This is a genomic window from Stenotrophomonas sp. 278 (genome assembly GCF_003935715.1).
GTDB classification, from domain to species: Bacteria; Pseudomonadota; Gammaproteobacteria; order Xanthomonadales; family Xanthomonadaceae; genus Stenotrophomonas; species Stenotrophomonas maltophilia_AH.
This window is the reverse complement of sequence record NZ_RHPP01000009.1, coordinates 16,516-43,049: the sequence shown is the minus strand read 5'-3', so window position 1 is coordinate 43,049 and position 26,534 is coordinate 16,516. Positions and strand designations below refer to the sequence as shown.

The 26,534-nt window shown below is 63.0% G+C and carries 10 protein-coding genes; 9 read left to right on the top strand and 1 reads right to left on the bottom strand.

The window, feature by feature from the left end; genetic code table 11:
- Positions 1-12: 12 nt before the first annotated feature.
- Together cydD and cydC are read left to right on the top strand one after the other, a co-directional pair.
- On the top strand, positions 13-1,737 hold the full coding sequence (gene cydD, locus EGJ34_RS03075) for a thiol reductant ABC exporter subunit CydD (protein ID WP_125359002.1): 1,725 nt from the start codon (positions 13-15) through the stop codon (positions 1,735-1,737).
- Positions 1,734-3,416: a thiol reductant ABC exporter subunit CydC gene (gene cydC, locus EGJ34_RS03070; RefSeq protein ID WP_125359000.1), complete on the top strand. Its 1,683-nt coding sequence runs from the start codon at positions 1,734-1,736 to the stop codon at positions 3,414-3,416. Before cydD ends, cydC begins: the two co-directional genes overlap by 4 nt.
- A gap of 138 nt (positions 3,417-3,554) precedes the next feature.
- On the opposite strand, the gene EGJ34_RS03065 is transcribed toward cydC, so the two are convergent.
- Positions 3,555-8,495 (bottom strand): RHS repeat-associated core domain-containing protein, encoded by a 4,941-nt coding sequence (locus EGJ34_RS03065; protein WP_185750045.1) that lies wholly within the window; start codon positions 8,493-8,495, stop codon positions 3,555-3,557.
- A 165-nt stretch (positions 8,496-8,660) separates the two neighbouring features.
- Here EGJ34_RS03065 and EGJ34_RS03060 point away from each other — a divergent pair, with 165 nt between their 5' ends.
- From EGJ34_RS03060 to EGJ34_RS03030, 7 genes are all read left to right on the top strand, one after another.
- Positions 8,661-10,226: a hypothetical protein gene (locus EGJ34_RS03060; protein ID WP_185750044.1), complete on the top strand. Its 1,566-nt coding sequence runs from the start codon at positions 8,661-8,663 to the stop codon at positions 10,224-10,226.
- 142 nt (positions 10,227-10,368) lie between these two features.
- Positions 10,369-13,179: a hypothetical protein gene (locus tag EGJ34_RS03055; RefSeq protein ID WP_125358994.1), complete on the top strand. Its 2,811-nt coding sequence runs from the start codon at positions 10,369-10,371 to the stop codon at positions 13,177-13,179.
- Positions 13,180-13,192: 13 nt separating this feature from the next.
- Entirely contained in the window at positions 13,193-17,431 is a 4,239-nt protein-coding gene (locus EGJ34_RS03050; RefSeq protein WP_125358992.1) for an RHS repeat-associated core domain-containing protein, read from the top strand.
- 534 nt (positions 17,432-17,965) lie between these two features.
- Complete coding sequence (locus EGJ34_RS03045) at positions 17,966-19,897, top strand: hypothetical protein (protein ID WP_125358990.1); 1,932 nt, start codon at positions 17,966-17,968, stop codon at positions 19,895-19,897.
- A 30-nt stretch (positions 19,898-19,927) separates the two neighbouring features.
- Positions 19,928-22,588 (top strand): hypothetical protein, encoded by a 2,661-nt coding sequence (locus tag EGJ34_RS03040; protein WP_125358988.1) that lies wholly within the window; start codon positions 19,928-19,930, stop codon positions 22,586-22,588.
- 22 nt (positions 22,589-22,610) lie between these two features.
- Entirely contained in the window at positions 22,611-24,062 is a 1,452-nt protein-coding gene (locus tag EGJ34_RS03035; protein WP_125358986.1) for a hypothetical protein, read from the top strand.
- 114 nt (positions 24,063-24,176) lie between these two features.
- Positions 24,177-26,525, top strand: coding sequence for a hypothetical protein (locus EGJ34_RS03030; protein WP_125358984.1), 2,349 nt, complete (start codon positions 24,177-24,179; stop codon positions 26,523-26,525).
- Positions 26,526-26,534 lie beyond the last annotated feature (9 nt).

Sequence of the window (26,534 nt, the reverse complement as noted above, 5' to 3'; positions counted from 1 at the left end):
CAGTGATCCATTTTGAGCATATCTCCCGACGCGCCCCCCATCGAGACTTCCACCCTGCGCCGCCAGCGTCTGGCATGGCTGAATGGGCTTGCCGTCACAGTTCGGGGCCGGCAGCGGGCGGCCGCTCTGTGCATCTGTACGTCCGGGGCGCTGCTGATCGGCCAGGCGGCCGCCATTGCCTGGCTGATCCAGGCGGTACTGGTGGAACACCGTCCGCTGGCGGAGGTGGGCCCGGTGCTGCTGGGCCTGCTGGCCGTGCTGGCGGTACGCGCGCTGCTGGGCAGCGCCACCCAGGCGGCGGCGGGTGATGTGGCTGACGCCGCCCGGCTGACGCTGCGCGAGCGGGTGTACACCCGGCTGCTGGGGCGGGGCCCGTTGTGGCTGCGCCAGCAGCGAACCGGCGAATTGGGCGAGCTGATGCTGGCCCACGCAGATGCCGTGGAAAACTACTACTCCGGCTACCAGCCGGTGCGGATTGAAGTGGTGGTGGTGCCGCTGCTGATCGCTGCCGCCGTGGCCTGGGTGGACTGGGTGGTTGCGGTCATTCTTATATGTACCGCACCGCTGGTGCCGTTCTTCATGATGCTGGTGGGCTGGGGGGCGGAAGCCGCCGGCCGCGCCCAGCTGGGTGAACTGGCCCGCATGAGCGGGCACTTTGCCGACCGTATCAAAGGGCTGGGGCTGCTGCGCCTTTACGGGCGGGGGGAGGCTGAGCTGGAAGGCGTTGCGGCCGCGGCCGAAGGTGTGCGCGAGCGCACCATGAAGGTGCTGCGCATTGCTTTCCTTTCTTCCACCGTATTGGAATTCTTTGCGTCAGTCAGCGTGGCGATGGTGGCGCTTTACCTGGGCCTGAGTTATCTCGGCCTGATGTCGTTGCATGCCACGGTGCCCACGCTGGGCGCGGGGATGTTCTGCCTGCTGCTGGCCCCGGAGTTCTATGCGCCGTTGCGGCGGCTGGCCGCGCATTACCACGACCGCGCCAATGCCTTGGCGGCTGCGGCGGAAGTGGAAAGGTTGCTGGGCGAACTGCCGGATGCGCCAGCGGCCAACGGTACGGCGGCTGTGCCGCGTGCACCGGAACTGGCCGTGCAGCATGCGCCACCGGTGGTGGTGCGCGACGTGGTGCTGCGTCCGCTGGGCGCACCGCACAACGTGATTGAACGGCTCTCGTTCCAGATCGAGGCCGGCCAGCGGTTGGCACTGGTTGGCCCCAGCGGCAGCGGCAAGAGCACGCTGCTTGAGGCGTTGGCCGGGTGGTTGCCACCGGAAGGTGGCAGCATCGTGCTGCGGCCGGGGCTGGAAGTCGGCTACGCCGGGCAGCGGCCTTATCTTTTCCACGGCAGCATTGCCGACAATCTGCGCCTGGCTGATCCCGGTGCCACGGATGCGCGTCTGCTTGCCGTGGCCGAAGCTGCGCAGGTGATGCGTTTCGCGCATGCGTTGCCGCAGGGACTGGATACCGTCATCGGTGAGCGCGGCTTTGGCCTGTCCGGAGGTGAAGCGCGGCGCATCGGATTGGCGCGGTTGCTGCTGCGTGACCCGCAGTTGCTGCTGCTGGACGAACCGACCGCCTTCCTCGATCCGGATACCGAGATGGCGTTGTTGCAGACCTTGGCCGCCTTCGCGCGCGACCGCAGCGTGGTCATCGCCACGCACAGCGAGGTGGCAATGCGTTGGGCGGATACGCGCCTGGAACTGACGACACTGGCCGCCCCGAAGTGGGGGGCGCAGGCATGAGCGCCGCACGCACCGATGGCTTGAAACAGGTGTTCGCCCGCCACCGTGGCCGCCTGCTGCTGACCGTGTTGCTGCTGTGGACCACCATGCTGGCCGGCACCGCGTTGCTGGGGCTGTCTGGTGGTTTCCTCACCGCCGCCGCGCTGGCCGGTGCCGCAGGGTTGGGCAGTGGTTTCAATTTCTTCTCGCCCTCGGCCGGCATTCGCGGACTGACCATGGCGCGGATTGTGTCGCGCTATTTCGAGAAGCTGGTCGGTCACGACGTCACCCTGCGCATTGCCCGCGACCTGCGCGTGTGGTTCTTCCGTCGCGCGCTGCCGCTGGCTCCGGCCAAGTTGGCTGGCGTTCGCACCGGTGAACTCCTGGCGCGGCTGTTGAGCGACATCAATGAGGTGGACGGCCTGCTGGTGCGCGCCATCGGGCCGTTGATCGCACTGGGTGGGGTGTCGCTGGCTGCGGTTGGCTCGGCGGCCTTGATCTACCCACCGGCGGCCTTGCTGCTGGCGGTGCTGGCACTGGTGATCGGGCTGGGCGTGCCGTGGTTCACTGTACGCGGTGCCGGCGCGCATGAGCGCGACCGCGCGCTGCACCGTGCACAGCTGCGCACACAGGCGTTTGAAGGGCTGGAAGGCGCAGCCGACCTGACCGCGCTGCACGCCCGCGACCACTGGCAGCAGCGGGTCAACGTGGCAGCCAAGCAGCTGCGCTCGCGCGACCGTCGCCGCCGTTGGAGGTTGGTGGCGGGCAACGCGCTGCATGGGCTCTGCGCCTCGGTGGGGCTGGTGGCGATGATCTGGCTGGCGCTGCGTGCATTCGAACACGGCACGGTGGATGCCGCCTACGCGGCGGCGCTGGTGTTTCTCACTGTGGCGCTGATTGAACTGTGGGCCGGCATCGGGCTGGCGTGGCAGTCGTGGTTGAGCGGCCGCGTGGCCGCAGGGCGGTTGGAAAGCATCGTAGATCAGGACAGCAGCGTGGTTGACGCTGCCGTGCCGGTAGCGCTGCCAAGCGGCGCGGCCGTCCTGGAACTGCGCGACGTCTGCTTCCGCTGGCCGGGGCAGGGCAGGGCGTTGCTGCAAAACGTGAACCTGCGCGTGTCCCCGGGTGAGCGTATTGCGCTGCGCGGGGACAGCGGCAGCGGCAAGACCACGCTTTCCGCCTTGATGCTTCGATTGTGGGACCCTGAATCCGGCAGCGTGCGCTATGGCGATGTGGATGTTCGCACGGTCGCGCAATCCGAATGGCACAGGAAGATCGCATGGCTGCCGCAGAACGCGCCCGTTTTCGCGGGCACCGTAGCGGATAACCTGCGCCTGGGAGATGTCACTGCAAGTGATGAGCGCCTGTGGCGCGTGCTGGCCGATGTGCGCCTGCAGGCGTGGGCCGAAGGCATTGGCGGCTTGAGCGCCTGGGTCGGCGAGAACGGCGCAACCATGTCCGCCGGGCAGGCCCGACGGTTGGCCTTGGCGCGGGCGCTGCTGCGCAATGCGCCGATACTGCTATTGGATGAGCCGACGGAAGGACTGGATGTCGATACGGCTCAGGCCTTGCTGCAGGACATGGTGGCCGCGTTGGGTGAGCGCAGCCTGATCATGATCACCCACGACCCGCTTCCCGAGGGCATCGTGCACCACAACTACCGGCTCCTCGACCATGCCTTGGTCGACGCCGGCACCTGAATCCCAACCGGTGAACCCCAACCAATGAAACCCAACCGGTAAATTCCAACCGGTAGAGTCGCACGACAGTCGACCGCCGATAACAACGCAACGTCCGGTAGGGCATGACCCCACCGGACGCCACCTCACACCCCCCACCTACGCAAATTGGTACGCACGCCGCCCGATCTTGTTCGTCTGGGTCCACCCCGCCAGATCAACGCCTCTGGCAGGCGTACTCACCTGAGGCAGCGATCGCGGAGAACCTCCCACCTTGGCGAACGCAAACAGATTGGCCGGCGCTTTGGTGCCGCTGAAGCGCGTGTTGATGAAGTGGGTAGGAGTTCCCACGCCAGGCACCCGGCTCACCCGCGGTACCATGGTGAAATTAGCGAAGTTCCCACGCGGCGAGAACTCCGGACCCTTGGCAAACGAGTTCGTCGCCTGCGATGGCCCACTTGGCACACTGGCGTTCCTGCCCAACGTTATTGGCTTCATCTGCGCGGCCTTCTGGCTTTTGATGAGGGCCTTCCCGGCAGCGGCTCCCTTTGCTGTCACCATGCCGCCCACAACGCCCGCAGCCATGCTGCCGATCATCATCACCATCTGCAGGGTGGGATCTTCTGTGACCGTGCCTATCACCTGCATGGCCAGACCGACGGCTTGGATCGCCATACCTTTCAGCGCGGTGATCATGGCCGGTGCGGTGACTCCCAATGACCAAGGGGCCGTCACTGCGGAAACGACGAGGAAGACACCCGCAATCGCTACGCCGAGCCACTTCATCCAGCCGCCTCCCTTCGGTTTCGGCGGCGGCGGAGGCGGCGGTGGCGGATAGAAATACTCCGGTGTGTCACGCACGATGTGGCCGGAGGGATCCTGGAATGCGACCGGGTTGCCCTGGCAATACATATAGGGATTCAGCCCACCCAGTCCAAACGGGCTTTCCGAATCGGGCCGGTTGAAGCGTTTCAGGTAGGGGTTGTACGCCCGATAGCCGCGTCCCAGCAGATACCAGCCGTGCTGCCTGGGCTCTGCGTTGAATCCCAGCAGGAATGCCAGTGTTCCGTCGCTTTCCCCATAGGCGGTATAGGCCGCCGTCACCAGTTCAGACTGTCGTGCCTCGGCAATGACGGTTGCCACCGCATTGGTCAACAGCAGCCGGGTCCGGTTTATCTCTTTCCCGGCGCTGTAAGCCAGCGGCACACCGTCAGCGTGCAGCACATGCGTGACCGTTTCACCACGCACTTCATGGCTCAACTGGTAATCCTGATAGAACCGCGTCGTCTCGGTGCCATCGGGATTCACAACCCCCGCCAACTCTCCGTGTCCGTCGTAGTGGTAATGCAGCGTCCCTTGCGCGCTGCCCATGGACAGCAACCGACCCAGGCTGTCGTAGCTGAGCGTGCGACCCTCCGGATCGTTGCTCAGATTCCCATCAGCGTCGTAGGCAAACTCTTCCGGCGTCGGGTATGCGTCATGACGGTGGGTGATCCTGATCAGCTGACAAGGGTCCACCCCGGAAAAGTCGTAAACCGCGGGATCCATAGAGCCATCCGCGTAGAACGTAGTGCATCGGGTGATGTTGTCGAGGTCGTCGTAGGTGAACACCTGCGAGGTGATCGGGTTGCCCAAGCGGTCCTGGGGCAGCAGGTCGCCCTCGCAGGCGTGCCGCTGCAGCCGCGAATGACGGTCATAGTAGAAGGATTCATCGAGGCGCACGCGTCCTTCCTGCGTGAGCGTACGTCGGGACAGCTGGCTGTCACCGGACCACTCCTGCGATACCTGGAAGACCTGGCCGTCCACGGTCAAGGTGCGCAGCATCTCCCGGCTGAAACAGTCGTAGCCCACCTCGGTGACCAGTTCCTGCCGGGTGATGACATTCTGCGTGGTGGTTCGCCACACCCGTCCCAGCGCGTCATACTCGATCCGGGCACGAACCACCCCTTGCTCGGTCCATTCCAAACGGCCGGCCGCGTCGTAACGGCAAGAGGTGGTCACCGTCTGCCGGCTCGTGCCGGGAAGCTGGTCCTTCCGAGTCAGCGACCGGCCCAGACGCGACGTCTGGAAATCGCTGGTGCAGGCCTCCTGTCCTTCGACTTTCCAGACCTCCTGGGTGAGCTCGCCACTCGGGGAATACACATAGCCGCGCTCCCCGCGTGCGTTGCGTGTGCCCAGCATCGCCCCGCTTTGCTTGTCGTAGGTGAAGGTCGCCCAGTCGTCCGGTGCGGTGATCTCACGCGGGGCCTCACCCAGCTGTTCCTCGTACTTGAGCTCGACAAGCTTGCCGGCGGGCGTCGTACGCGAGCGGGGCATCAACCTGCCGCCCTCGTAATCGAGACTCAGGGTCCGGCCTCCGACGGTGCGACTCACAAGCCGGTCCAAGCCATCAAAGGTCTGCGTGGCCAGCAGTACTTCGGGAAGATTGATGTTGGAGGGTTTGACGCGCAGTTCCACCGGGTGCTCGTCGCTGCTGTGCCCGGCAAACACGCGGTTGACGGCCGTTCCATTGGGCAGTACGGCAGAACGTACCCGGCGCCAGGCGTCATAGTGGGTCTTGGTGATCCGCTCCTGTCCGTCGAACTGCTCGTGCTGTTCGATGCTCTGTCCCAACCCGTCATAGATGTGTTGGAGCGTGAAGAAGGCCTCGCCACTGTCATCCAGATACTCTTCGCTGTCGACCTTGCCGAAGCGGTTGTAGGCAATGACGCGAAGCTGCGTCTTCAGATCCGGATTCCCTGCGTTTTCCAGCCAGCTGCGCTCAACCGGGCCCGCCGTCCCGAACGGCGAACGTTCGGTGACCTCCACCACACCGTCCGGACGCGTGGTGCGCAGGTCCTCGCCCCAATCATCGTAAGCGTAGGTGGTGGTCAGGGGCCTGTCCTCGCCCAGCAGCCAATCGACATGCACCTCGCTTTCCAGGTCACCCCGATCGTCATAGTGCGCCCGGTAGATGTCCCTGAATGGAGCCTCGTTAATGGGCACGCCTGCCGCCGACGTGGCATCAACGTCCTGGCGACGCTCGAGCACCGTGCGTGACAGGCCGTCCAGGCGCGTCATTGTCTTCACGCCACTCAGGTCGGTTGTCACCTTCCATGCCTGCGGGTCTTCATCGCCTCCCACCAGATGATACTCATGGGTGATGCGCGCAACGAACTCGGTGCCGGGCGAAATCGTCTCCGAGGTAACACGGTTCAGTGCGTCGTAGCTGCGCCGGACCTCGATGCCCTCCAGACCGCGCATCACTCTGGGTTGGCCGCTGCGCAGGGAGTATTCGGCCATGATCGACTGCTGGGTGTTGTCGAAGCCGGTGAGGGTTTCGGTAGTCGCCAGAACTTCTTCGCCAGCAATGTCGCTGAAACGGCGCTCATAGCAGAACGCCGTCACCGAGGCCGCGCCGTTGAGGGTTTCTGTCACAGCGCGATTGCGACCGAACCGCAGCAGATCATCCACATCTTCGTGGTACTCGGTGTCGATGCGTTTCAGCTCATCACCCTGGACCACGGCAAGCACCTGGGAGGATTCTGCCAGGAAATACGTACCGTAGTCCCACGGCAGGCTCTGGATGCCGCGATAGGTATAGTCGGTGCGCAGCACCGGCGCATGTCCATTTGGCGTCTCGGCCGGGTAAACCGTGCGTGATTTGACCGTGCGTACGAACCCGTCCGGGTCGCGCGGGCATCGGTCGCCTTCGCCTTCTGCCGGGTAGTACTCCGTCACTTCCCGCGTGCCGTCGGTATTGATCTCCTCGATGAGATTGCCATGATCATCAAAGCGCTTGCCGGAGGTCTCGGTGCGGCTGAAGCGGCTGTCGTCAGTGATTTCCCACACCGTGTTCACCTGCATGGGCAGCTGGCAGATCGCGGGCTGTTCGCTGAGCGGCTTGTGCCTGTTCTCCGGCAGGTCGCAGAAGTAGTCCGTCTCCACCCGCTTGCGGCACTTGCCCTGGGCGGTGGATTCCTCGGTCATCAGATGGAAGCGGTTGTAGGTACGCTTGACCAGGCGCACAGGCGCACTGTCCGACAGCAGTTTGGCGATGGAGTAGTAGCTGAAGGTGTCATCGGTGACGTTGTACAGGTTGTCGAGACCATCCGGGTCCCACGCGCTGAGGGCGCCATAGCCGAGAAAATTGGACGTGGAGTACTCGTATTCCACGATCATGGGGGCCTGCTCAAAGCCGGGATCCACCTCGTGCCGCGTCACTCGGGGAATAGGGTCGCGCGCTGCACCGGGAAACAGATGTCCCTCTCCCCCGTAGCTGATGGTCTCGTGGGCCCCGCACGGAGTCCACACCTCATCCAGACAGTTGAAGCCGTGAAGGGTTTTGTAGCTCAACCGCCAGCACGCGCCATCCATGGGCAGTTCAACCCGGCTGACCCTTCGCTGGCCGTCCAGGTGCAGGGTGAAGCGCGCGACGGCTTCACCCCCCGGCCCCTCGCCGGGAAACAGCAGGATATGCACCCGCTCCGTCACGTTGTCGCGTTCGATGCGCACCAGTTCATGGGCATCGTCACGGATGGACTCCAGCCGCTCAACGCCCGCGAACGGGGTGTAGCCCAGGATCAAAGCACGTCCATCGGCACCAACGACTTTCTGCGGGCGCGCAAGCGAAAGCGTGCCCATCGGCCTCTGCAGAACTTCCGTTGTCCCCGACCGATGCACGACGCGGAAAACGTCGCCCTCTTCGTGGAAATGGAAGGTGTCCAGTTTCTTTTCAGCGATGGCCGGCTGGCTTCCGCTGCCGGTGACCTTGAAGGTCTCGCCTGAGCCAAGCGAGAGGATGCGGGTCCTGACGTCATACTCGGTGAGGTTGAACGTCCAGCCCTGGCCGAAGCCAACGTCGGCGGTGTTCATCGGGCTGAAGCCCAATGTGAGTGGCATTGAAGGACCCGCCAGTGCGCTGCTTTTGATTTCCGGCAGCGCCAGCGAAATGGTGTACTGGCCGGTTCGAGGATCCACGCCATGCTGCACATAGCTGGCGAAGTTGAAGGCGTTGGAATTGACGGACGTGGATGCGGACATGGCGTGACCCTTGGTCTGACCAACAGGAAGTGCCATGCTTCGCCGTCCGGGCGTTACGCGCCGGATGTTGGCAAGCATGTGCATTTCCCCCGCGTGTCCAGCATAGGCGCGGCGAATTTTTTTTTGCAAGCAGTTTCTTTTTGTTCTCGAATTTCACCCGGCGCTAATGAGTGCGGGAATAGTCTGCGCTCCCGGTCCGGATTTCCGCTTCACGTCATTCGGGCCGTCGCAGTATCGTCAGCCATGAACCACGGTGCGCCTCGGGGGAGGCCACTACCGGCGCGGGTGAGCGTCGGCAGGGTGTCGGTGTGTGATCGCCAGAGAGAATTCTGGCGCGAAACGATGGGTGATGGCTCCTGGCTTGGACAGCTTCAGGAGTACGCCATGCTTTCCACGTTGCTTCCCGTGCCCCAGATACGACAGGCGCACGACCTGCATCTCGACCCGGTGGACGCCTCGCCGGTCGCGCAGGTGGTGGCTGCGCCGTATGTCGGAATGGCGGCCAACGACCAAGTGACGTTCCGCTTTGTGCCAGTCGACGGCATGCCCCCCACCGCGTTGCGCCTTGAGCTGGGTGAGGCCGACATTGGTCGCGTGATGACGTGGTCGCTGGACAGTGGTGAGCTGTGGAACGTGTATGGCATGCAGGCGGAAACGTCCTATGACGTGGTCCGCGCGGGCGTGGAAGTTGCCACCTCGCAGGTGCAGGTCATCACACTGCTTCCGCCTTCGTCACCCTATTTGCCCGCACCCGCCATTGACGATCACGCCGGCGGCCCATTGGATCCCGGCGCATTTCCCGAAGGAATCACCGTCAGCGTGCCGCTGCACTGGTCTGCCGAGGTCGGCGATGGCCTCATGCTGTACTGGGATGGCGGTGCCGCTGCCCGCAGCACGGTGAAATGGCAACGGGTGCAGGCGGCGGATCTGGAATGCGGCGAGGTGCTGATTCCCGTAGAGCCGGAATGGCTGCTGGTGAATGCGGGACGACACGTACAGGTGATCTACCAGTACGCACGCGAAGGTGCCGCTGAGAGCGCGCTTCCGCTGGAAGTCGAGATCCTGGTGCCGCTGGTGCTTGATCCGCCCCGCATCGAGCGGTCGGAACAGGAGGGTGAGGACGAGGACGGCCACAAGCGCGGCTATCTCAAGGGCGAGGATGCCTTCCAGGGTGCGTACGTCGAGGTGCCGGAGTCGGATGCTGTCGCTGATGCGTTGTCTGTTGCCGTGCATTGGGAGGGCCACCCGCATGGCGGTCAGTACGTGGCGAGCGCGCCACACGAAGCCGGAAGACCGCTGCGCTTCCGGGCGCCTGCCCATGCAGTCGCGCCGAACATCGGCGGCGAATCGAAGCGCTTTCGGGTCGTCTATCGCGTAACCACCGAAGAAGGGCGAGTGCATACCTCGCGCCCTTTCATGCTGCGGATTCGACCCGTGCCGCAGGACCGTTACGAGCCCGCGCAATGTCGGCAGGCACAGGGAAAGCCTGGATTGTCGATGGGTGACGTTCCGCCCCAGGGCGCGGAGATCTACGTGTCGGCATGGCCATTCCAGGCGGCCGGACAGCTTCTCACGCTGCGCATCGAGGGGGTAGGGCTTTCAGGGGAAGTGGTGAATTACATCGTGAGGGACGCGGCCCCGGTCACTGAGCAGGAACTCGCTGCCGGTGCCGTGGACGGACAGTTGCCTCGCGACGTGCTCGCCACGCTGGGTGCCAACACCAGTTTTCGGCTGCATACCCACGTCAGCTACGACGGTGGGGAAACGACAACCGCTTTTCGAACGTCCGTGGTGCTGTGGTTGGGGTAAGGGGTGTGTTTGGTGCTTCCCATTCCGGAGAACGATCGTGTCTACCTATTCCCGTAATGAACTACTGGTAATTCTGAAGGACTACCAGGTGACACTGGGATGGGGAGCGGTATTTGTCTTCAGCCGCACCCGTATCAATGTGATGCTGGAACAGCAGTTCACGGCCGCGTTTAACGCGTCCCGCTTCATCAGTCCGTGCAGTGGAACGGTGGGTGACATCGGCTTCAGCGCCCTGGTATTCGGCGCACCGGTGCTCTCATTTGAGGTTGCTGAAGGCAACGGCGTATCCGCCCGGCTCAGCATCCCCATCCTTGCCGGGTCGTTCTGGGAAACGCAACGCCAAGCCGACTGCTCCGCGTCCCACGCACGTCACTCAGATGTCCAGCGCGGGGGTGGAACCGCGTTGCGGATGGACATCGACCTGGAACTGGTCAACAGCCATAGCGACAATACCGGTCGTGTGTCCATCGGTCTATCCAAGGCCCGCGACCCCGTCTGTGACCTCGTGTCGGACCCGGAGCAGCAGCGGGTGATCGGCGAGTATCTGCTGGAGTACCTGCGTGACCAGCCGGCGCATCAGACCACGTACGAACTCGCCGTGGTGGATTCGGGCAGGTACCAGCCGCTCAACCCGGTAAGGTTCGTGATCTGCACCCAGGCGGCTCCGGGTGCCAGGGTCCCAGGGGCGCAGAACGCGGGCGATGGCGCGATTCTCGTGTTCATGAAACTCCTGGCGCTGGACGATGACGGTGGAACGCTTCCAGGCGCGGACTACCCGTACCTGATTCCCAATGATGCGGATGATGGGGTGCCGCGCTACTCCGCGTCGCTTTTCATCTCAGAGAAGCTGTCACCGTTTGTCAACGACGCCAACGTGGACGTGCTGAAGGACGCGCTGCTACCGGATGGCTACACGTTTTTGGTGGAGGGTAATCCCTTCTGGCCCCGTGACTACGCCTACTTCGGTAACCTTGCGGCAACCCGGACCCATGTGCGGATCGAGCCGTCGCAGGCGGACATCAACATCATGGAGTCGTTGGACTTCACCGCACGCCGGGGCGACGGCTCAGCGGTGACAGATGTAAGCTGGACGTCCAGCTGCATCAACAGTCCGCTGTTGAAAGGTGAGATATCGTCGAGTGGCCGCTTCAGCGCAGCCAATTACCCGATTGAGGGACCGCCGGTGCTGATGACCACGGTCACCGCGCACTACACCGAAGACGGACGAGCCGCCGAGGCCAGTGCCTTCCTGTTGGTACGTTACTACCCGCTGCGGCTGGATCCGCTGCTGTCAACGCGCGCGCCGGGAGGCGAGGCGGTTTCCTTGGAGGCTGTGGGTCATGGCGCTACCAACGCCCTGGGCTGGCAGCTGCTCGAGCCTAAACTGGGCGAGCTGAAGGACGGCAGTGGCGGGGCGAGCCATGTCTATACGCCGCCGGGGGCAGGGGGCGTCCCGATGGTGGCGCAGCGCATCCAGTCAGACGCGACTGCGGAGGGGAACTCGGCACAGGCGGTGGTGATGCTGCTGGCAGGGGGCGGTGCGATTCCGGTCGAGCCTCCGCTGGTAAGCGGTGTCTACGGCCAGGGGGAACTGCATTTTGAGGTACCTGAGGACGTTTTGGGCACCCTGGGCGTAACCGCGACGGCTGAGGAAGACCTGTTCTGGCACTGGTCAGTCATCGGCGATGGCAGCCTGATTGCGGAAGGGCGCACGGCACGGTTCACTCCGCCGGCAAGCCGTGTCAAGGGCGCGGTCAGCGTGGTGACCTGCGAAGTGCTCGGGCCCTCGGTGGATCACCTTTGCGGCTATTCGCTGGTGGAGCTCGTCAACGCGAGTGACGCGCGCGAATCTCCCACCTGGGAGTCGCTGCTGGGCTTCGAAGTCACGGCTCCCGACGGCGCGCAGGCGTTTGCCAACGGCATGCAGCAGATCCGTGTGCGTATTCGCCTGGAGACGGCCGCGATCGAGCTGGACGGTGAGAACGTTCTGATTCCCGTCAGCCCAGCAGAAATGAACACGCTGACCCTGGTGTACCGGGACAGCCAGGGCGCGGAGGTACCGTACATCGATCCCAACCAGGAGGGCATGGAGTTTGAAGACGGGCGGCAATGGGCGGCAAGCGTCCGCCGCAATCGGTTCAATCTCCATCCGTCCGCGCTCGGGCCAGCCCAGGAGGATCCGCTGCCCGCCAGTGATGAGGGAACGACCTACGCCGACCGCTACCTGTATTTGAAGACGGACAGCGCGGTCGAGTTCTATGCGCAGTTCCGGGCCAGTACCGGGGCGATCATGCGGTCCACCTCGCTCGATGATCCCATCAACGAGAGCATCATCGTCAAGGGCGTCACCCCGCCTGCCGTCGTGCGCGACGACTACAGCTTTGAACGCAAGCGCGTGTGGAATGGCGAGGGCAAGATCGTCGATGACGATGACTTCAGCTACATGCTGCAGTCCATCGACTTCTGGAAGCTGAGCTTCCTCAAGTCCGGCTACGAGCCCGCCGGTTTCTCCACCCTCCGGGTCGAGGCAAACACCTCCAGCATCCAGTGGGAAAGCGAACTGCTGGACGAGACATTCTTCAGCTGTACGGGCTATGTATTCCAGCCCAAAGAGCGCACCGCACTCGTGCCCGCGCCGTCGGCGCTCTCGTTCGACCCCTACCTGCTGGCGATGATGGAGGAGGTCGATCACGCGAAGCCGGACAGCAGTTTCCATAGCAATCCGCCGCAGCCCGGCGAGCTGATCGTCAGCCTGCACCGGGAATCGGATGTGAAGTATTGGTACGACGGCATGGGCGGCGTGAATCCGATGAAGAAGTTCCGCGCGGTGCTAGACCGCCCCATGGTCTACAACCTGCGCGATGAGAACGGAAACCGGCACCGCATGCAGATTGGCTTCAAGGATTCTTCATTGCCGGGGAGCCGGAACGAACTTGACTTGATTCTTCGATAACGGGGGCTCTTTCATGTCATCCACCACCGCCATCCACTCCAACGCCTTCAACTTCATGAGCTATGTGCAGCATGGGGTGGATCCGCGTACGGGCCAGTACACCGTTTCGCTGGCGCTGCCGGACGTGAAGAGCCACGCCCTGGCCGGCCCCGCGCTCCCGCTCACGCTGGCTTTCAGCCCGATGAATGTCGGTGACGCAGGCTTTGGCGTAGGTTGGGGCATCAACCTCACTTCTTACAACACCCGCACCTGGATTCTGTCTGTCGGCACGGGCGAGACCTTCAAGGTCACCAGCAGTGGGCCGACCCCTGAACTGGCCGAGAAGAAGCTGGACAGCTTCCATTTCCATGTGGATGGAGGCGGGCGCTTCCGGGTGGTGCACCGCTCGGGGCTGGTGGAAGTGCTGCAGGAGATGGGCAGCGACGGCGTGGCGCTTCCGGTCGATGTGATCGGCGCGGACGGACGTACCTTGAAGCTGGCCTACACCTCGTTCGGCAGTGCGTTCCGGCTGCGCTCGGTCAGCGATGACAGCAGCGAACTGCTGCGGATCGAGCGCGACACCATTACCGAGCAGGTGCACCTGGATTTCTACCCGGAGAAGGGCGAGGGCGGCGGCGCGTTGGCACGCTTCGTACTGCATCTGGATGGCGCTTCACGCGTGACCAAGGTGGGGTTGCCGGTGGAGGAGGCCTGCTGGCGGCTCGCGTACAAGAGCATTCGCGGCATGTCCTGCCTTGAAGACGTATGGACGCCGGCAGGGGCACACGAGACGCTGACCTATGGCGATGATGGGCATCTGTTCCCCAGCGCCGCGCATCCGGCGTTGCCGCGGGTGACCCGGCACGTGATTGATCCGGGCTTCGAACAGCCGCCCATGGAAGTGCACTACACCTACTCCAATGCCAACTTCCTGGGCAACGGTGCGCTCAATTCCTGGAAGGACGACGGCCTGGACAATCTGTACAACGTGGCCGACGACACCTTCCGCTATTGGTCAAAAGCTTCCCATTGGCTGGCGGGAAAACCGTGCCGTGAGGTGAAGCGCGACTACAACCGGTTCCACCTGATGGTGGAGGAAGCCACCACGCAAGGCATCTGCCGCAAGCGCGTGGTAACGGTCTATCCGTCCGACCTGCCCGAGAACAGGCACAAGCCGTTTGCGCAGCAGCCCGCCAACTGCCAGCTGCCGCTGCGGGTGACCACGCATTGGGAGCTGACCAACGACAGCACTGCGCACCGCAGCGAATCGGTCACCACCCAGTTTGATGACGACGGCAATCTGGTCGAGCAGATCAATGCGGACGGCACCCGTGAGGTGCGCGAATACTATCCTGCCGAAGGCGAGGGCAGCCTGTGCCCGCCGGATCCGGAGAATTTTCGGCGGATACTGAAGTCGAGCACGGTGTATCCCGCCACCTCCGCGTACGGCAGCGCACCGACGCTGCGCACGGAGTTCACCTATCGCAAGCTGGATTCGATTCCGTGGTCACACAGCAGCTATTTCGTAGGCGAGGCGACCGAGGTCCTGCGCGAACCCGGCCAGGCCGAGCTCAAGCGCGTGGAGACGGAGTACTACGACAGCTCTGCGGACACCCTCCGGCTGGGCAGGGAAAAGTCGGTCACCGAGACTCTGAACGGAAAATCGACCGTCGTCGACCACAGCTACGAAGTGCTCGACAGCAGCGACGTGGCGCAGAGCGTACTGCAGGTGGTGGAAACCATCACCGGGTTCGACGGCAGTCATCGCCGTGTGACCCAGGAGCAGTCGCTGCTCAACGGTGAACCCTTGCTGGTGGAGGACGAGGACGGCGTCAAGATCCGCTATGTCTATGACAGCCTGGCCCGCGTGGTGCAGGAGACGGTCGCGCCGGACACCGTTTATGAAGCGACCCGCCACTATACGTACCATCTGGTGGGGGAGAGTGCCGACGACCACGCCTGGCAGCAGATGACCGACGTGAAGCAGGTCAGCACCCGGACCTGGCTGGACGGCCAGGCCCGCCCGGTAAAGGAAGAGCGCCAGGACGCCGACGCCGCACAGGAGCAGGGCCTGGATCCACGGGAGGCCGCGATGCGCCTGACCTTCCAGGCGAAGTACGACGAGCTGGGGCAACTGGTCAGCGAGACCGAGTCGGATTGGCTGGGTAACGAAAGTCGCGCACTTGAAACCGGCTTTGCCTACGACGATTGGGGCGAGCAGATCAGCACCACCCGGCCTGACAAAGTGGTGGAATGGAACGTGCTGGACCCGCTGGGCAGTGATGAGGCACCCGGCCCCATCCGCACTCAGTGGCTGGAAAGCACCGAAGGCGTGGCCGGTGGACGAACGGTCACGTGGATTGACCTGTTCGGCGAGCCCGTGCACATCGAGCGTTTCGATGCCGCCGGTACGTCGGTGAGCGTGGTGCTCAACCACCCTGACGGCCTGGGCCGCGTGGCGGAGAGTGTGGACGCCCGCGACATGACCACGAAGTACACCTACGATGCGTTCGGTCGCGTGCTGGACACCACGCTGCCCGGCAACGCGGTGGTCGCGCGTCGCTACGCGCAACACAGTGTCGAGGACCTGCCGGAGTCCATCAGCGTCAACGGCACGGTGCTGGGCACGCAGACCTTCGACGGCCTGGACCGCTTGGTCGAGTCAGTCACCGGTGGACGCCAGCGCACCCTGCATTACACCGCGGGCGACGCACGACCGTGCAAGGTGATCACGCCTGCCAGCAACGAGATCCAGTACGAATACCTGCCGCAGCTGGGCGAGGAAATCACCGTGCGGACGTTGCCGGGTGGTGCCGCCAGCTACACCTACGACAACCAGAACGCGCTGCTCACACACTGCAGCGAGCAAGGTATCGGGCTGGAGCGCGAGTACTACAGCAACGGCGAGCTGAAGAAAGAGACCCGCAAGGTGGCGGGCAGGGAGGACGAGATCGTCGAATGCGCCTACAGCCTCAAGGGGCGGTTCATGCAATGGTCCATGGGCGATGTCCGCCACCGGACAACATACGACGCCATTGGCAGACCTCATACAGCAGTTGGCGTAGGCATTGCCAGTACATTCACCGAGTTCAAGTACGACACGTTCGGGCGGGTGGAGTGGATCATCGTCTCGGAGCCGGCCGAGCAGCTGAAGCTGCAAACCCAGATCTGCTACGACGACTTTGGCCGTGAAGTCATGCGTTGCTTCACCAGCCCGCAGGGTAACCGCACGCTGGAGCTGACCTATGACGCGGCCGACGCCCTGGAGACGCGCACTCTGACGCAGGGCGAGACAGTCGTTCGCGCGGAGTCGTTCTTCTACGACGTGCGCAGCCGCCTGCAGCGGCACGAGATCTCAGGCACGGAGCTGCCCATGGACCCGGATGGCAAGGCGTATACGCGCCAGGTGTTCGTGGCCGACGCCCTGGACAACATCACCAACTGCATGACCGAGTATGCGGACGGGGGCCGTCTGACGGCCCGGTATCAGTTCGAAGGCGAGGACCCCTGTCAGCTTTCCTCGATCAGCCGCGAACTGCAACGCAGCGCGGACAGCGCGCCGGATGCACCCGTGGTGGAAGAGCTGGAGTATGACGCCGACGGCAACCTCACCCGCGACGAGCAGGGCCGAACGTTGCTGTACGACCCGCTGGGCCGGCTGACAGGGGTGGAAGCGCTGGGCGGGCTGGCCGAAGCCACCTACCGCTTCGACGCACTGGATGTACTGGCCGAACGCGTGTCCGGCAGCGGCACCGAGCGCCGCTTCTACGTGGATGACACACTGGTGGCACGGGTGCAGGACAACCAGCGCTGTGCCTACCTGCGTGGGGGCGGCCATCTGCTGGCCGAGCAGGTGGAGGGTGACGAACCCGGCACGATTCTTCTGGCCACTGACCTGAGCAACACGGTGCTGGGGGAGGTGCGCCCCGGTGATGAACAACACGTAGCCTACACGGCCTACGGCTTTCCCTACCGGGGACCGCGCTGGACCGAAATAGGGTACAACGGCGAGCTGCATGAAACGGACGGCCGCTGGCAGTTGCTGGGCAACGGCTACCGCGCCTTCAATCCACTCCTGCTCCGTTTTCAGAGCCCGGATGACGTGAGTCCGTTTGACGTGGGTGGGCTGAACGCATACTCGTATTGTGGCAATGATCCGGCCAATCATCTTGATCCGTCCGGCCATTGGATGATGGGCGCAGGCGCAATCGCGCTCGGCTTGGGTGCTGCAACGGCCGTGGGGGGGGCTGATTTTTGCCAAGGACCACCCTGAACTCAAGTTGGCGCTGGTGGCTTTCGGTGGTCTGGTCGCGCTGGGTGGCCTGGGAACCTTTGCTGTTGGCGCGGTCAGGCGATCGGGAGGGGCGGGCGCACCCAACCGAAAGGTCGAAAAGCCAGGGTGGGTGCTGGCGCAGGATGACGTGTCGACAGGCAGCCCTGCCAAAGTGCAGGGCAGCGGAAATAGTGTCACCCGCTCTGTCTCGGACAACTCAGGCCCCCAAGCCCAGGCACAACATCCCATGCCTGCGTCGAAAGAAGGCACGCGGGGCTATCAACGGGTTGCCTCAAGGGCAGCCGAAGCCGGGCCTGCCACGAAACCCACCGCCGGCGCACCAGCGAATGTGCCGCGACAGACAAACACGCCGGTGCAGAACGCAAATAAGAGCATGCGTGGCGCAAGGGCAGACATCAGGGCAAAGAAGTCCGGCTCCGCCAAAACCCAAGGCTTCTGGAAGGGTAGAGACACGAAGAGCGACGTCCTGTACTGAAAGCACGCGCTGTACCTGCTTCGCCATTGGAGCGCACCATGAACCGTACTCAATCGCTGGTTCCGCCGGAGTTTCCACCGGATGTCATGGTGGACCCAGCCGACGGCACGCTGAACAAGGATGTCATCGTGGCCGGCCAGGGGCTGACCGTGTGGCTGCCTCGCTGGCCACAGGCCGCACCTGCTGCGGGTGCGGTGGATACGGTGGAACTGGAGTGGGGCAGCGGTGCCGACCCGGGAGACGGAGACTACGTACTGGTTGACATGCAGGCATTCGAAGGGCCGCTGGATGAAGCCTCCTTCCCGAAAGTGATGGTCGTTGCTGCGGACATGCTGCGCCCGGATGGCGCGTACAGTGTGCGCTACCGGGTGCATGCGTGGAACGGGACGGTGTCGCAGTCACTACCCGCCGCTGTTCGTTGCGACACCGTGCCGCCGGGTGGCATGGACGCACCCTTGCAAGCTGGCATCCCGGAACAGTTCATCAGCGATGCGTACCTTGCGGAGAATCCGCAGGGCGTGGCGTGCGAGATCCCCGGCTATGAGGGCGTACAGGCTGGCGACCAGGTGCGCTACTGGTGGCTTGATGGCCTGCTTGACGATCCCACCGGGGTCACGCCTGCCGGCGAGTTGGAGATCACCGCTGTGCCCGTCACTGTGCATGTGGCAGCGGAGGTGGTGCGAACGGCGGGCGACGGCGGCTGTTACGTTCTGTATCAGCTGCACGACAAGGCGACCAACGCCAGCCGCATTTCCATGCCCACGCGTGTTGCCGTCGCCCTCGGCCCGTTACCCGAGGCGCTCCAGGCCCCCACTGTGCCGCTCGCAGAAGACGGCGTGCTCGATCTGGCCGATGCACTTGCCGGCATTGATGTGCTGGTCCCGGCGTTTGCGAACTACAAACCCACCGACCGCTTCGTTCTTGAGTGGGGTGGACTCCGTGCTGTCGAGTTGCCACTGGGCGAAGCGCCACGCTTCCCGCTCACCGTCCGGGTGCCGGCTACCGTACTGCGCCAGGCCTACGGCAACGCCAATGGTCCGGTTGCCACCGAAGTGCATTACCGGGTGATGCGTGGCGACGTGGCGTTCGATTCGCCGTCCGTCACGGTCAACGTGGACTTCCACGTTCCCGGGCCGGGACTGCCTGACTGGCCGGATCCGGTAAATCCGCAGCTGTCTGCGCCGCGCGTGTTCGGTGCTATCTCCAACCAGTTGAACGTACTGACCCGCGAAGACGAGGAGCAGGACGCTACGCTGCAGCTGGACCTGTACGCGCCGCTGCAGGCGGGCGAGATCATCGACATCTACTGGGACGGCACGCCCGTGTCGGAGGCCAGCCACATCGTGGGCGTCGACGACCTGCCCGGCAGCCAGCTCACCGTGTTCGTCCCGTGGAGCTACATCGCCGACGCCGGAAATCACCCCGAACTGCCGGTGTACTACCGCATCCGCGTGCCCGGTTCACCCAATCACCAGCAGTCACCCACCACCTACGTCAATGCCGACGCCTACACGCTGCGGCCCCCTGCGCCGGCCTTCCAGAAGACGGTGCAGAGCCAGTACGGCGAAGCCCTGGTCTGCAGTTCGCTGGACGGGGCCGACCATGCCGTGCTCCTGCAGATCCCCGACCTCTCTGCGTGGCTGGCCGATGGCGATGTGGTGACAGTGACCTGGACGCCCGTGGCGCGACCAGCGGGCGAGGAGATCCTGACCGAGGCCATCAAGGAGGAGCCGATCACGCTTGGAGAGCCCGGCTTTCCGGTCACCGGGTTCGTATGGCGCGTGCAGCCCTACATCGACCACATCCTGCCCATCCACGACGTGGATCCAGAGGGCGAGGACAAGCGTGGACGGGCGCGCGGGCACTACAGCTTCCTGCTGGCCGGGGAGCTGATCCGTTCTCACCGCCACGAGTGTGTCGTCGGGATGTACACCGCTGACGGTCCCTGCAACGTCTCCTTCAATACATAGACGGCCGTTCCCCAATGCGAGGCTGCTTCCATGAACAGCAAGAAGCGCACCACACGCGCCAGCAGTTCGGCGAAAAACCAGTTTGGCCCGGTTGTGGTCGAAGGGCTCATTGATCTGGGCGACGGCACGCTGCTGCTTCCCGCCGACCTGTATGGCAAACCCGTGCCGATTCAGGCACCCCTGTGGACTGAAACTCCCGACGGTACCGCGAAGGTGACCTTCAAGTTCCTGTTGAATGAAAATCCCTTCAACGAATGGGACGGTCCACCTCCTGTTACCGAGGATATGCTCAAGAGCTTCATTGATGCAGACAGGCTCGAGGGGGAGGGAACGCACGAGCTGTGGTATCAGGTGCAGTTCGACGAGGGCGAGGTTGTTCCCGCCAACCCGCGCGTCAAGATCGTGGTCGACAAGGTGCCTCCCACGTTGGACGACCCGGATCTTCTGCTTTTCGCCACATCGGTGGAGCAGGACGGCGTCACCCGCGAGTACCTGGACAGCAACAGCAACGTGCTGCCCGCCACCCTGAATTACGCGGCCGCGTCCCCCCACGACGTGGTCAAGGTGTACTGGGATACCACGGCAGACGAAGACAACGAAGTCCTCGCCGTGACGTTGCAGGCGGCCGACGTGGGCAACCCCATCACCTTGAACATACCCGCCGCCGCGATCGAAGCCAGCGGTGACGGCGCGCGCCACGTGCGCTACGTGATCTTCGACCGTGCCGGCAATGGCAGTGGCTTCTCTGGCTACAAGGGGCTCACCGTGAAACTTGATGACGAGGAAGTACCAGAAGACGGCCTGCTCGATGCACCGTTCCTGCACGCCGAGGACGTGGCAGACCCGGCCGACGGCACGATCAAAGGCGCGATCGTGGTGGATCAGGTAGGCCTGCGCATCCGGATTCCGGCATGGGCCAACCTGCCGCTGCCGAACGAGACCCAGACCATCCAGTTGAACGCGGCGCGCGGGCACGACGAGGAAAATGCCGAGTACCACCTGGCCGCGCTGCTGGATGTGACCGGTCCGGTGGATGAGGCCACCGACTTCCCGTTGGAAGTGGTCCTGCCGCCGCAGTTCCTGAGTCCTGACGGCCCCCTACTGGTGCGCTACCAGGTGGTGCTCTGGACGGGCGATCCCACTGACTCGCGCGCGATCAAGCTGATCGCCGACGGCACGCCGCCGTGGGGCCAAGCCTATCCGGATGAGGCTGTTGTGCCCGCCGAGGACATCACCGACGCCTACTTCGATGCCAATCCCACCGGGGTGAAGTGGACGCTGCCCGATTACGCGGCATTCCAGCCGGGCGACATGCTGCTCTACTGGTGGCTCAACACGCTGCCAGATGACGTTGACGGTTTGCCACCGACCGGCACGCAGGCCGTCACCCAGCCCCCGATGGACCTGGAGGTGCCCAAGGCGCACGTGGACGCGACCGGCGACGGCGGCTGCTATCTGGTGTATGTGGTGGTCGACAAGGCCGGAAATCAAAGCAACATTTCCAAATACCAGCGCCTGAAAGTGGCGCTGGGCGAGCTGCCCACCTCGCTCGCGCCGCCTACTTTCCCGCAGGCGGCCACTGACGGCGTCATCGACCTGCTGGATGTACACGAGGGAGCCATTGTCGCCATTCCGCTGTTCGAGAACGTCAAGCCGACCGATCGCATCAGTGTTACCTGGGGCAGCACCGAGCTGGAGGGTGAGCAGGTAGGCACGGCACCGGGCTGGCCACTCAAGATCCGCATCCCCAGCGACGTGGTCAGAATTGAGTACAACGATGCACAGGGCCCAGTGGCCACCACCGTCAGTTACGTGGTGTACCGCGGCGACGTGGTGTTCGGGCCGGAGACCGCCACCGTGCAGGTCGACATTTCCGTGGCGGGCCCCGACCTTCCCGATTTCCCGGATCCGGTAAACGGAAACCTCAAGCTGGGCGAGGCCTTGGGGAACACCTCCCAGACCCCGAACGTGATCGATATTACCGACGCCGGGCAACCGGCCACCTTCACCATTCCCATGTACGCCAATCCTGTTGCCGGCGAGGAGATCCGCGTGTACTGGGGTGAAGTGCTGGCAGGCACCTACCCGGTTGACGGTACCGAGGCGGTAGATGATCCGATCGTGGTGAGCATTCCGTGGGACATCATTGTCGAAGTGGGTAACAACCCGACACTGGACGTGCACTACCGCATCGGCACGGCGGCCTCGCCCAATGAACAGCACTCGCAGATGACCGTGGTTTCGGTCGACGCCGTGCAACTGGTTCCCGAAGCGCCTGTCTACGTCGGCACCACCACGGCACCCGGCGGTGCGGACGCGCTTACCTGCTCGTCGCTGCAGGGAGCCGAGCATGCGGTGCACGTGGAGGTGCCTGACCTGTCCAAGTGGCTGGGGGAGGGCGACATCGTGACCTTGACCTGGACGCCCTACGACGCCGAAGGCGGTGCGGAGCTGACGGCGGCGATCAAAGTCGAAGACATCACCCTCACCGCCGCTCAACTGGCGGGCTTCACCTGGGCGGTGGAGCCGTATGCCACTCACATTCTGCCCACGTATGAGTCACCGACCAACCGCTCGGGATGGGCGTCAACGGTGTATGCGTTCGAGTTCGAGGGTCGTACGGCGACCTCTTTGCCTGCCGAGGCCGAGGTGCACATGTATTACGCCGGCGGTTCCTGCCCGCTGGACTGAGTGATAACCGGAACCTGCCGTCATGACCGTATCCACCTACCTGCTGGCACCGCCGGAGGTGCCCGCCGCCCTGGCGGACATCCCCGGCGGCGAGCCCAACCTGCTGCCTATCGCGGCGCTGGAGGGGCCGCTGCGGGTGGAAATTCCCATGTGGCTGATCTCCGACCCGCAGCCGGGGTTCCCCGAGCGCCTGGAGGTTTACTGGAACGGCGTGGTGTTCCACGAAGACGAATGGACCGCAGCGGTTCCGCCGGCAGACCTGCTGTTGAACGTGCAGGATCTTCATCAACAGCATGGCTCGCACCGCGTGTACTACCGGGTGATGATCAGCACCGGTGTGTGGGGCGATTCCGAGGAGATCGAGCTGACCGTGGATCGGGTGCCGCCCACTTTGGGAGGTAATGGGGGGCGCCTGGGCTTCGATACCACGGAAGTGACGGCGGAATACCTTGAACAGAACGGGGATGAACTGGTCGGGCAGGTGCCCGACTACAGCACCCTGAGGCCGGGCGACGTCATCAGCTGGTACTGGGACACGCGCTTCGAGGAGGACCAGCGGGTGAACACCCACACGCTGACCGAGGATGACGTCGGCAAAACGCTGGAGCTGGTGTTCGACGGCAATACGATCCGCGCGTTGGGCGACGGTACGCGCATGGCCCGCTACCGGGTGCTGGACCGCGCAGGCAACGCCAGCAGCTACGCCAGCTACGTGAACCTGGAAGTCTCCGCCCATCGGCCCGAGCGCGAGTTCGGCTGGCCCAACATCAAGAATGCCACCGGAACCGGCGCGAAGGTCTCGCTGGATCCGCTGAAAACCACGCAGGGCGGGGCGACGGTGGAAGTTCCTGCATCGGCGCAGATCCGCGAGGATGACGTGGTGTGGATGCAATGGGGTGAGCTTGGGGCACCGGGCAGTTTCCGCAGCGATGTGATCGTGAGCCCCGGGGTGTATCACTTCGTGGTGCCCAAGGAACACGTCGCTTTCCACATTGGTCGGACGCTCAGCGTGCAGTACGAGGTCACCGATGCATTGGGCCGCGAGTACGTGTCCGCGCCGCGCCAGGTGGAGGTGCTGAAGATTGCTCCTGAGAACTTCACCAATGTGCAGTGCGAAGGCGTGAGTGGCAGTGGGTCGCTCAGCCTCGCGGCAGTTCCTGCAACCGGTGCAAAGCTGACGCTTGCCCCGTGGGTGATGATCAGTGCTGATCAGTGGATCACCATCAAGGTGGAAGGGCTCAGCGCCAATGGCACGGGGGCCATGCACACCGTGATTGAAAAGCGGCAGCTCACTGCGGCCGAGGTCATTGATGGCATCGGCAAGGACGGTCTCACGGTCATTCCCAAAACCTTCCTGGCAGGCCTGAAGTTGGACACCGATTTCAACGTGCAGGTGACGGTGAGTTTCAACCAGGGCCAGAACTGGCCGTCCACCCCCAACTTCAGACGGCTGTACGTAGAACTTGCCCCATAAGATCAAGCGCCCTTGGGCGGCGCACCCGAACTGCCACCAAAACAGCGGATCCATGCTCTTCGCACACGCGTATCGCGATTAATCCAGGTCCGTCACTTTCGCAGGAGTTGTGTAATGTCCAACGATAACATCAACACCAATTTACCGACCGAGCAGCAGGTTCTGGAATGGATGAGGGTGCGGTCGCGGACCTACGACTGGGACGCGCTGATCTTCTATGATCGCTTCAAAACTAATCGAATCCTGCTGAAGGAATACATCGATCGATACTCACGTGAAGAGAGCTTTTTCGACCCTGTCGAAGGCAGGATGGAAATAATCGAGGGTCGTCATTGGGAGTATCTATACAATACGCTGTTGGACGCGCCGCGACTCTCGTTCGAGAAGAGTACGATTGCAAGCTCGCGTGCAACGCTGACACTCCAGGTGCTTGGAGGGACGCATTTGACGGTGGAACAGCCTGCCAACCAGGCCAAGATCGTCACAAGGATCGAATCGTACGACCCCTTACAGGCTCCGAAGGTGACAGCGGGTCTCTTGCTTAATGATTCCGACGGCCACGTTGGTGCTGGAGATGTGGTCAAAATTGATCTGTCGAAAGGCGTGGATATAAAACTTACCTTTGGATCTACTCCAATCGTCCAGGAGGACGGGGGGCGATTCTTCCAGTCAATCTTCAATGGCTGGGATCCGGAAAAGAAGATATTTGTTCTGAATAAACTACAGCGAATATCTGACGCGGACTTCATGCAGCCAGATCGATTTCGTTTCCGGGTGATGCCGGCACCCGGCGCGGACAATCGAAATTCCGCGAGCTTCGGCGACGGGGCGGTAATGGTAATGGTCGCAGCAGTCGGCAGTGAGGTTGGGAGTCAGCCTGATCCCGATGCTGACTGGGTGTATCCCATTCCGCAAGACCGCTCTCTGACGATGTTGCTCGGAAACGCTTTCATGATGCGGCAGCTGTTCGCCAAAGGTATACGGAAGGTCGCGAATGGGTTCGGCAGCGAATTCAACTTTGACGAGATTGGGGGTAATGGGGTAATCAGCGGTATCTCCATAAAGGCTGGTAATGCAAGGATGTATAGGCAAATTGATCATCCAACCCTGGGCGTTCTTGAGCTAGACATCTGGTTGATACTTTCCTTCTTCGATGACATAACGTTCGATGTGAAGAAGGTTGGCGAATTGTTCATCTTGAGTTGGAAGGGGTACGACAGCGGTATTGTCGGGCCGGTCAAGTTGCGTATTGATGGGGGGTATGGGGAATATAGAGTTCTTGGCGCAGATGCCACCTGGTCAGCGGAAAGGTCTTACCGAATTCACCTCGATGACGCAGGGTCTGTGCGAATGGTTCCTGTGGATGCAGATATAACCGTCGATCTGGTGGCGGAGTATATGAGCGATGAGTGGAGGCCATACGCAGACAGTATATTGGCGGCCGCCAGGCCGGCTGTGATTGAGCGGTTTCAAGACTTTTTCGATAGGATCATCGATTGCGTAGGGGAGATCGATCTTCTCAGGCTGCATGGTCTTCTCTTCAGAAGTCTGGATGTGGCAAGCATCAAGAGCGGATATGCGCCTGTTGATGTGGCGTTGTTTGGTGACCTTGCCCTCGAGGCGGGACGCTTTGTGGTCGACCCCATGGAAGTAATCGTTCCCGCCGGTGGAAGTCTGCAATGCAGGACCGATCCGCCAGCATCATCCGTAACCTGGAATCTGGAAAGGGTGCCGGGGTTCTACGGGGACATTGGAACTTTGTCTCCCACAGGGCTCTACACGGCCCCTCCAGTTTCATCATTTCCAAGCAACGTCGCTTACACGACGGTGCGAGTTGTTGCCTCAGGCAGCAACGGCGAAAGCTCGGGTCTCATTCGTGTCGTGACGCGGAGTGTCATGATCAATCCTCTCGTGACAGCCGTCACGCCAGCCGGGGGGAAAGTCAGGATGATGGGAGGGGCGCTTGGCGGCGCGCGACTTTCATGGGATCTGGTCAGCATGACGGGCGCTTCGTTGACCGACATCCCTCCGGACAACGGCGCGGAGTTCGATGCGGACGATATGTTCTACGTGCCAGGCGAACAGCCGAGTGGGGATGCCTTCAGCATCGACGAAGTGAAAGTCACGGACAGCAATGGAAACACTGCGACGTCTTACATACTCGTGGTCGAGAATGTGCTCGGTGGGAAAATCTCGATAGCGGAGGACTCCGGTCTGCCGGAGAACAAACTTAAACTTGAGTTCGATCCCGGCAAAGGCCCTGTCGATGGCGTGGTCTGGAAGGTAGTCGCCGGCGCGGGGGAGATCGACGCTGACGGCATCTACACAATGAATAGCTCCTCACCCCATCGATTCGCGGTGATAACAGCCTTCTTCGAGTCGGTTGTCGCTGATTTCCACAACTACTTGATCCTTCCGGTTCCTCTGCTGGACCTGGAAGACTTTAGTCGTGCGGTCTCTTGAACGGTTCGC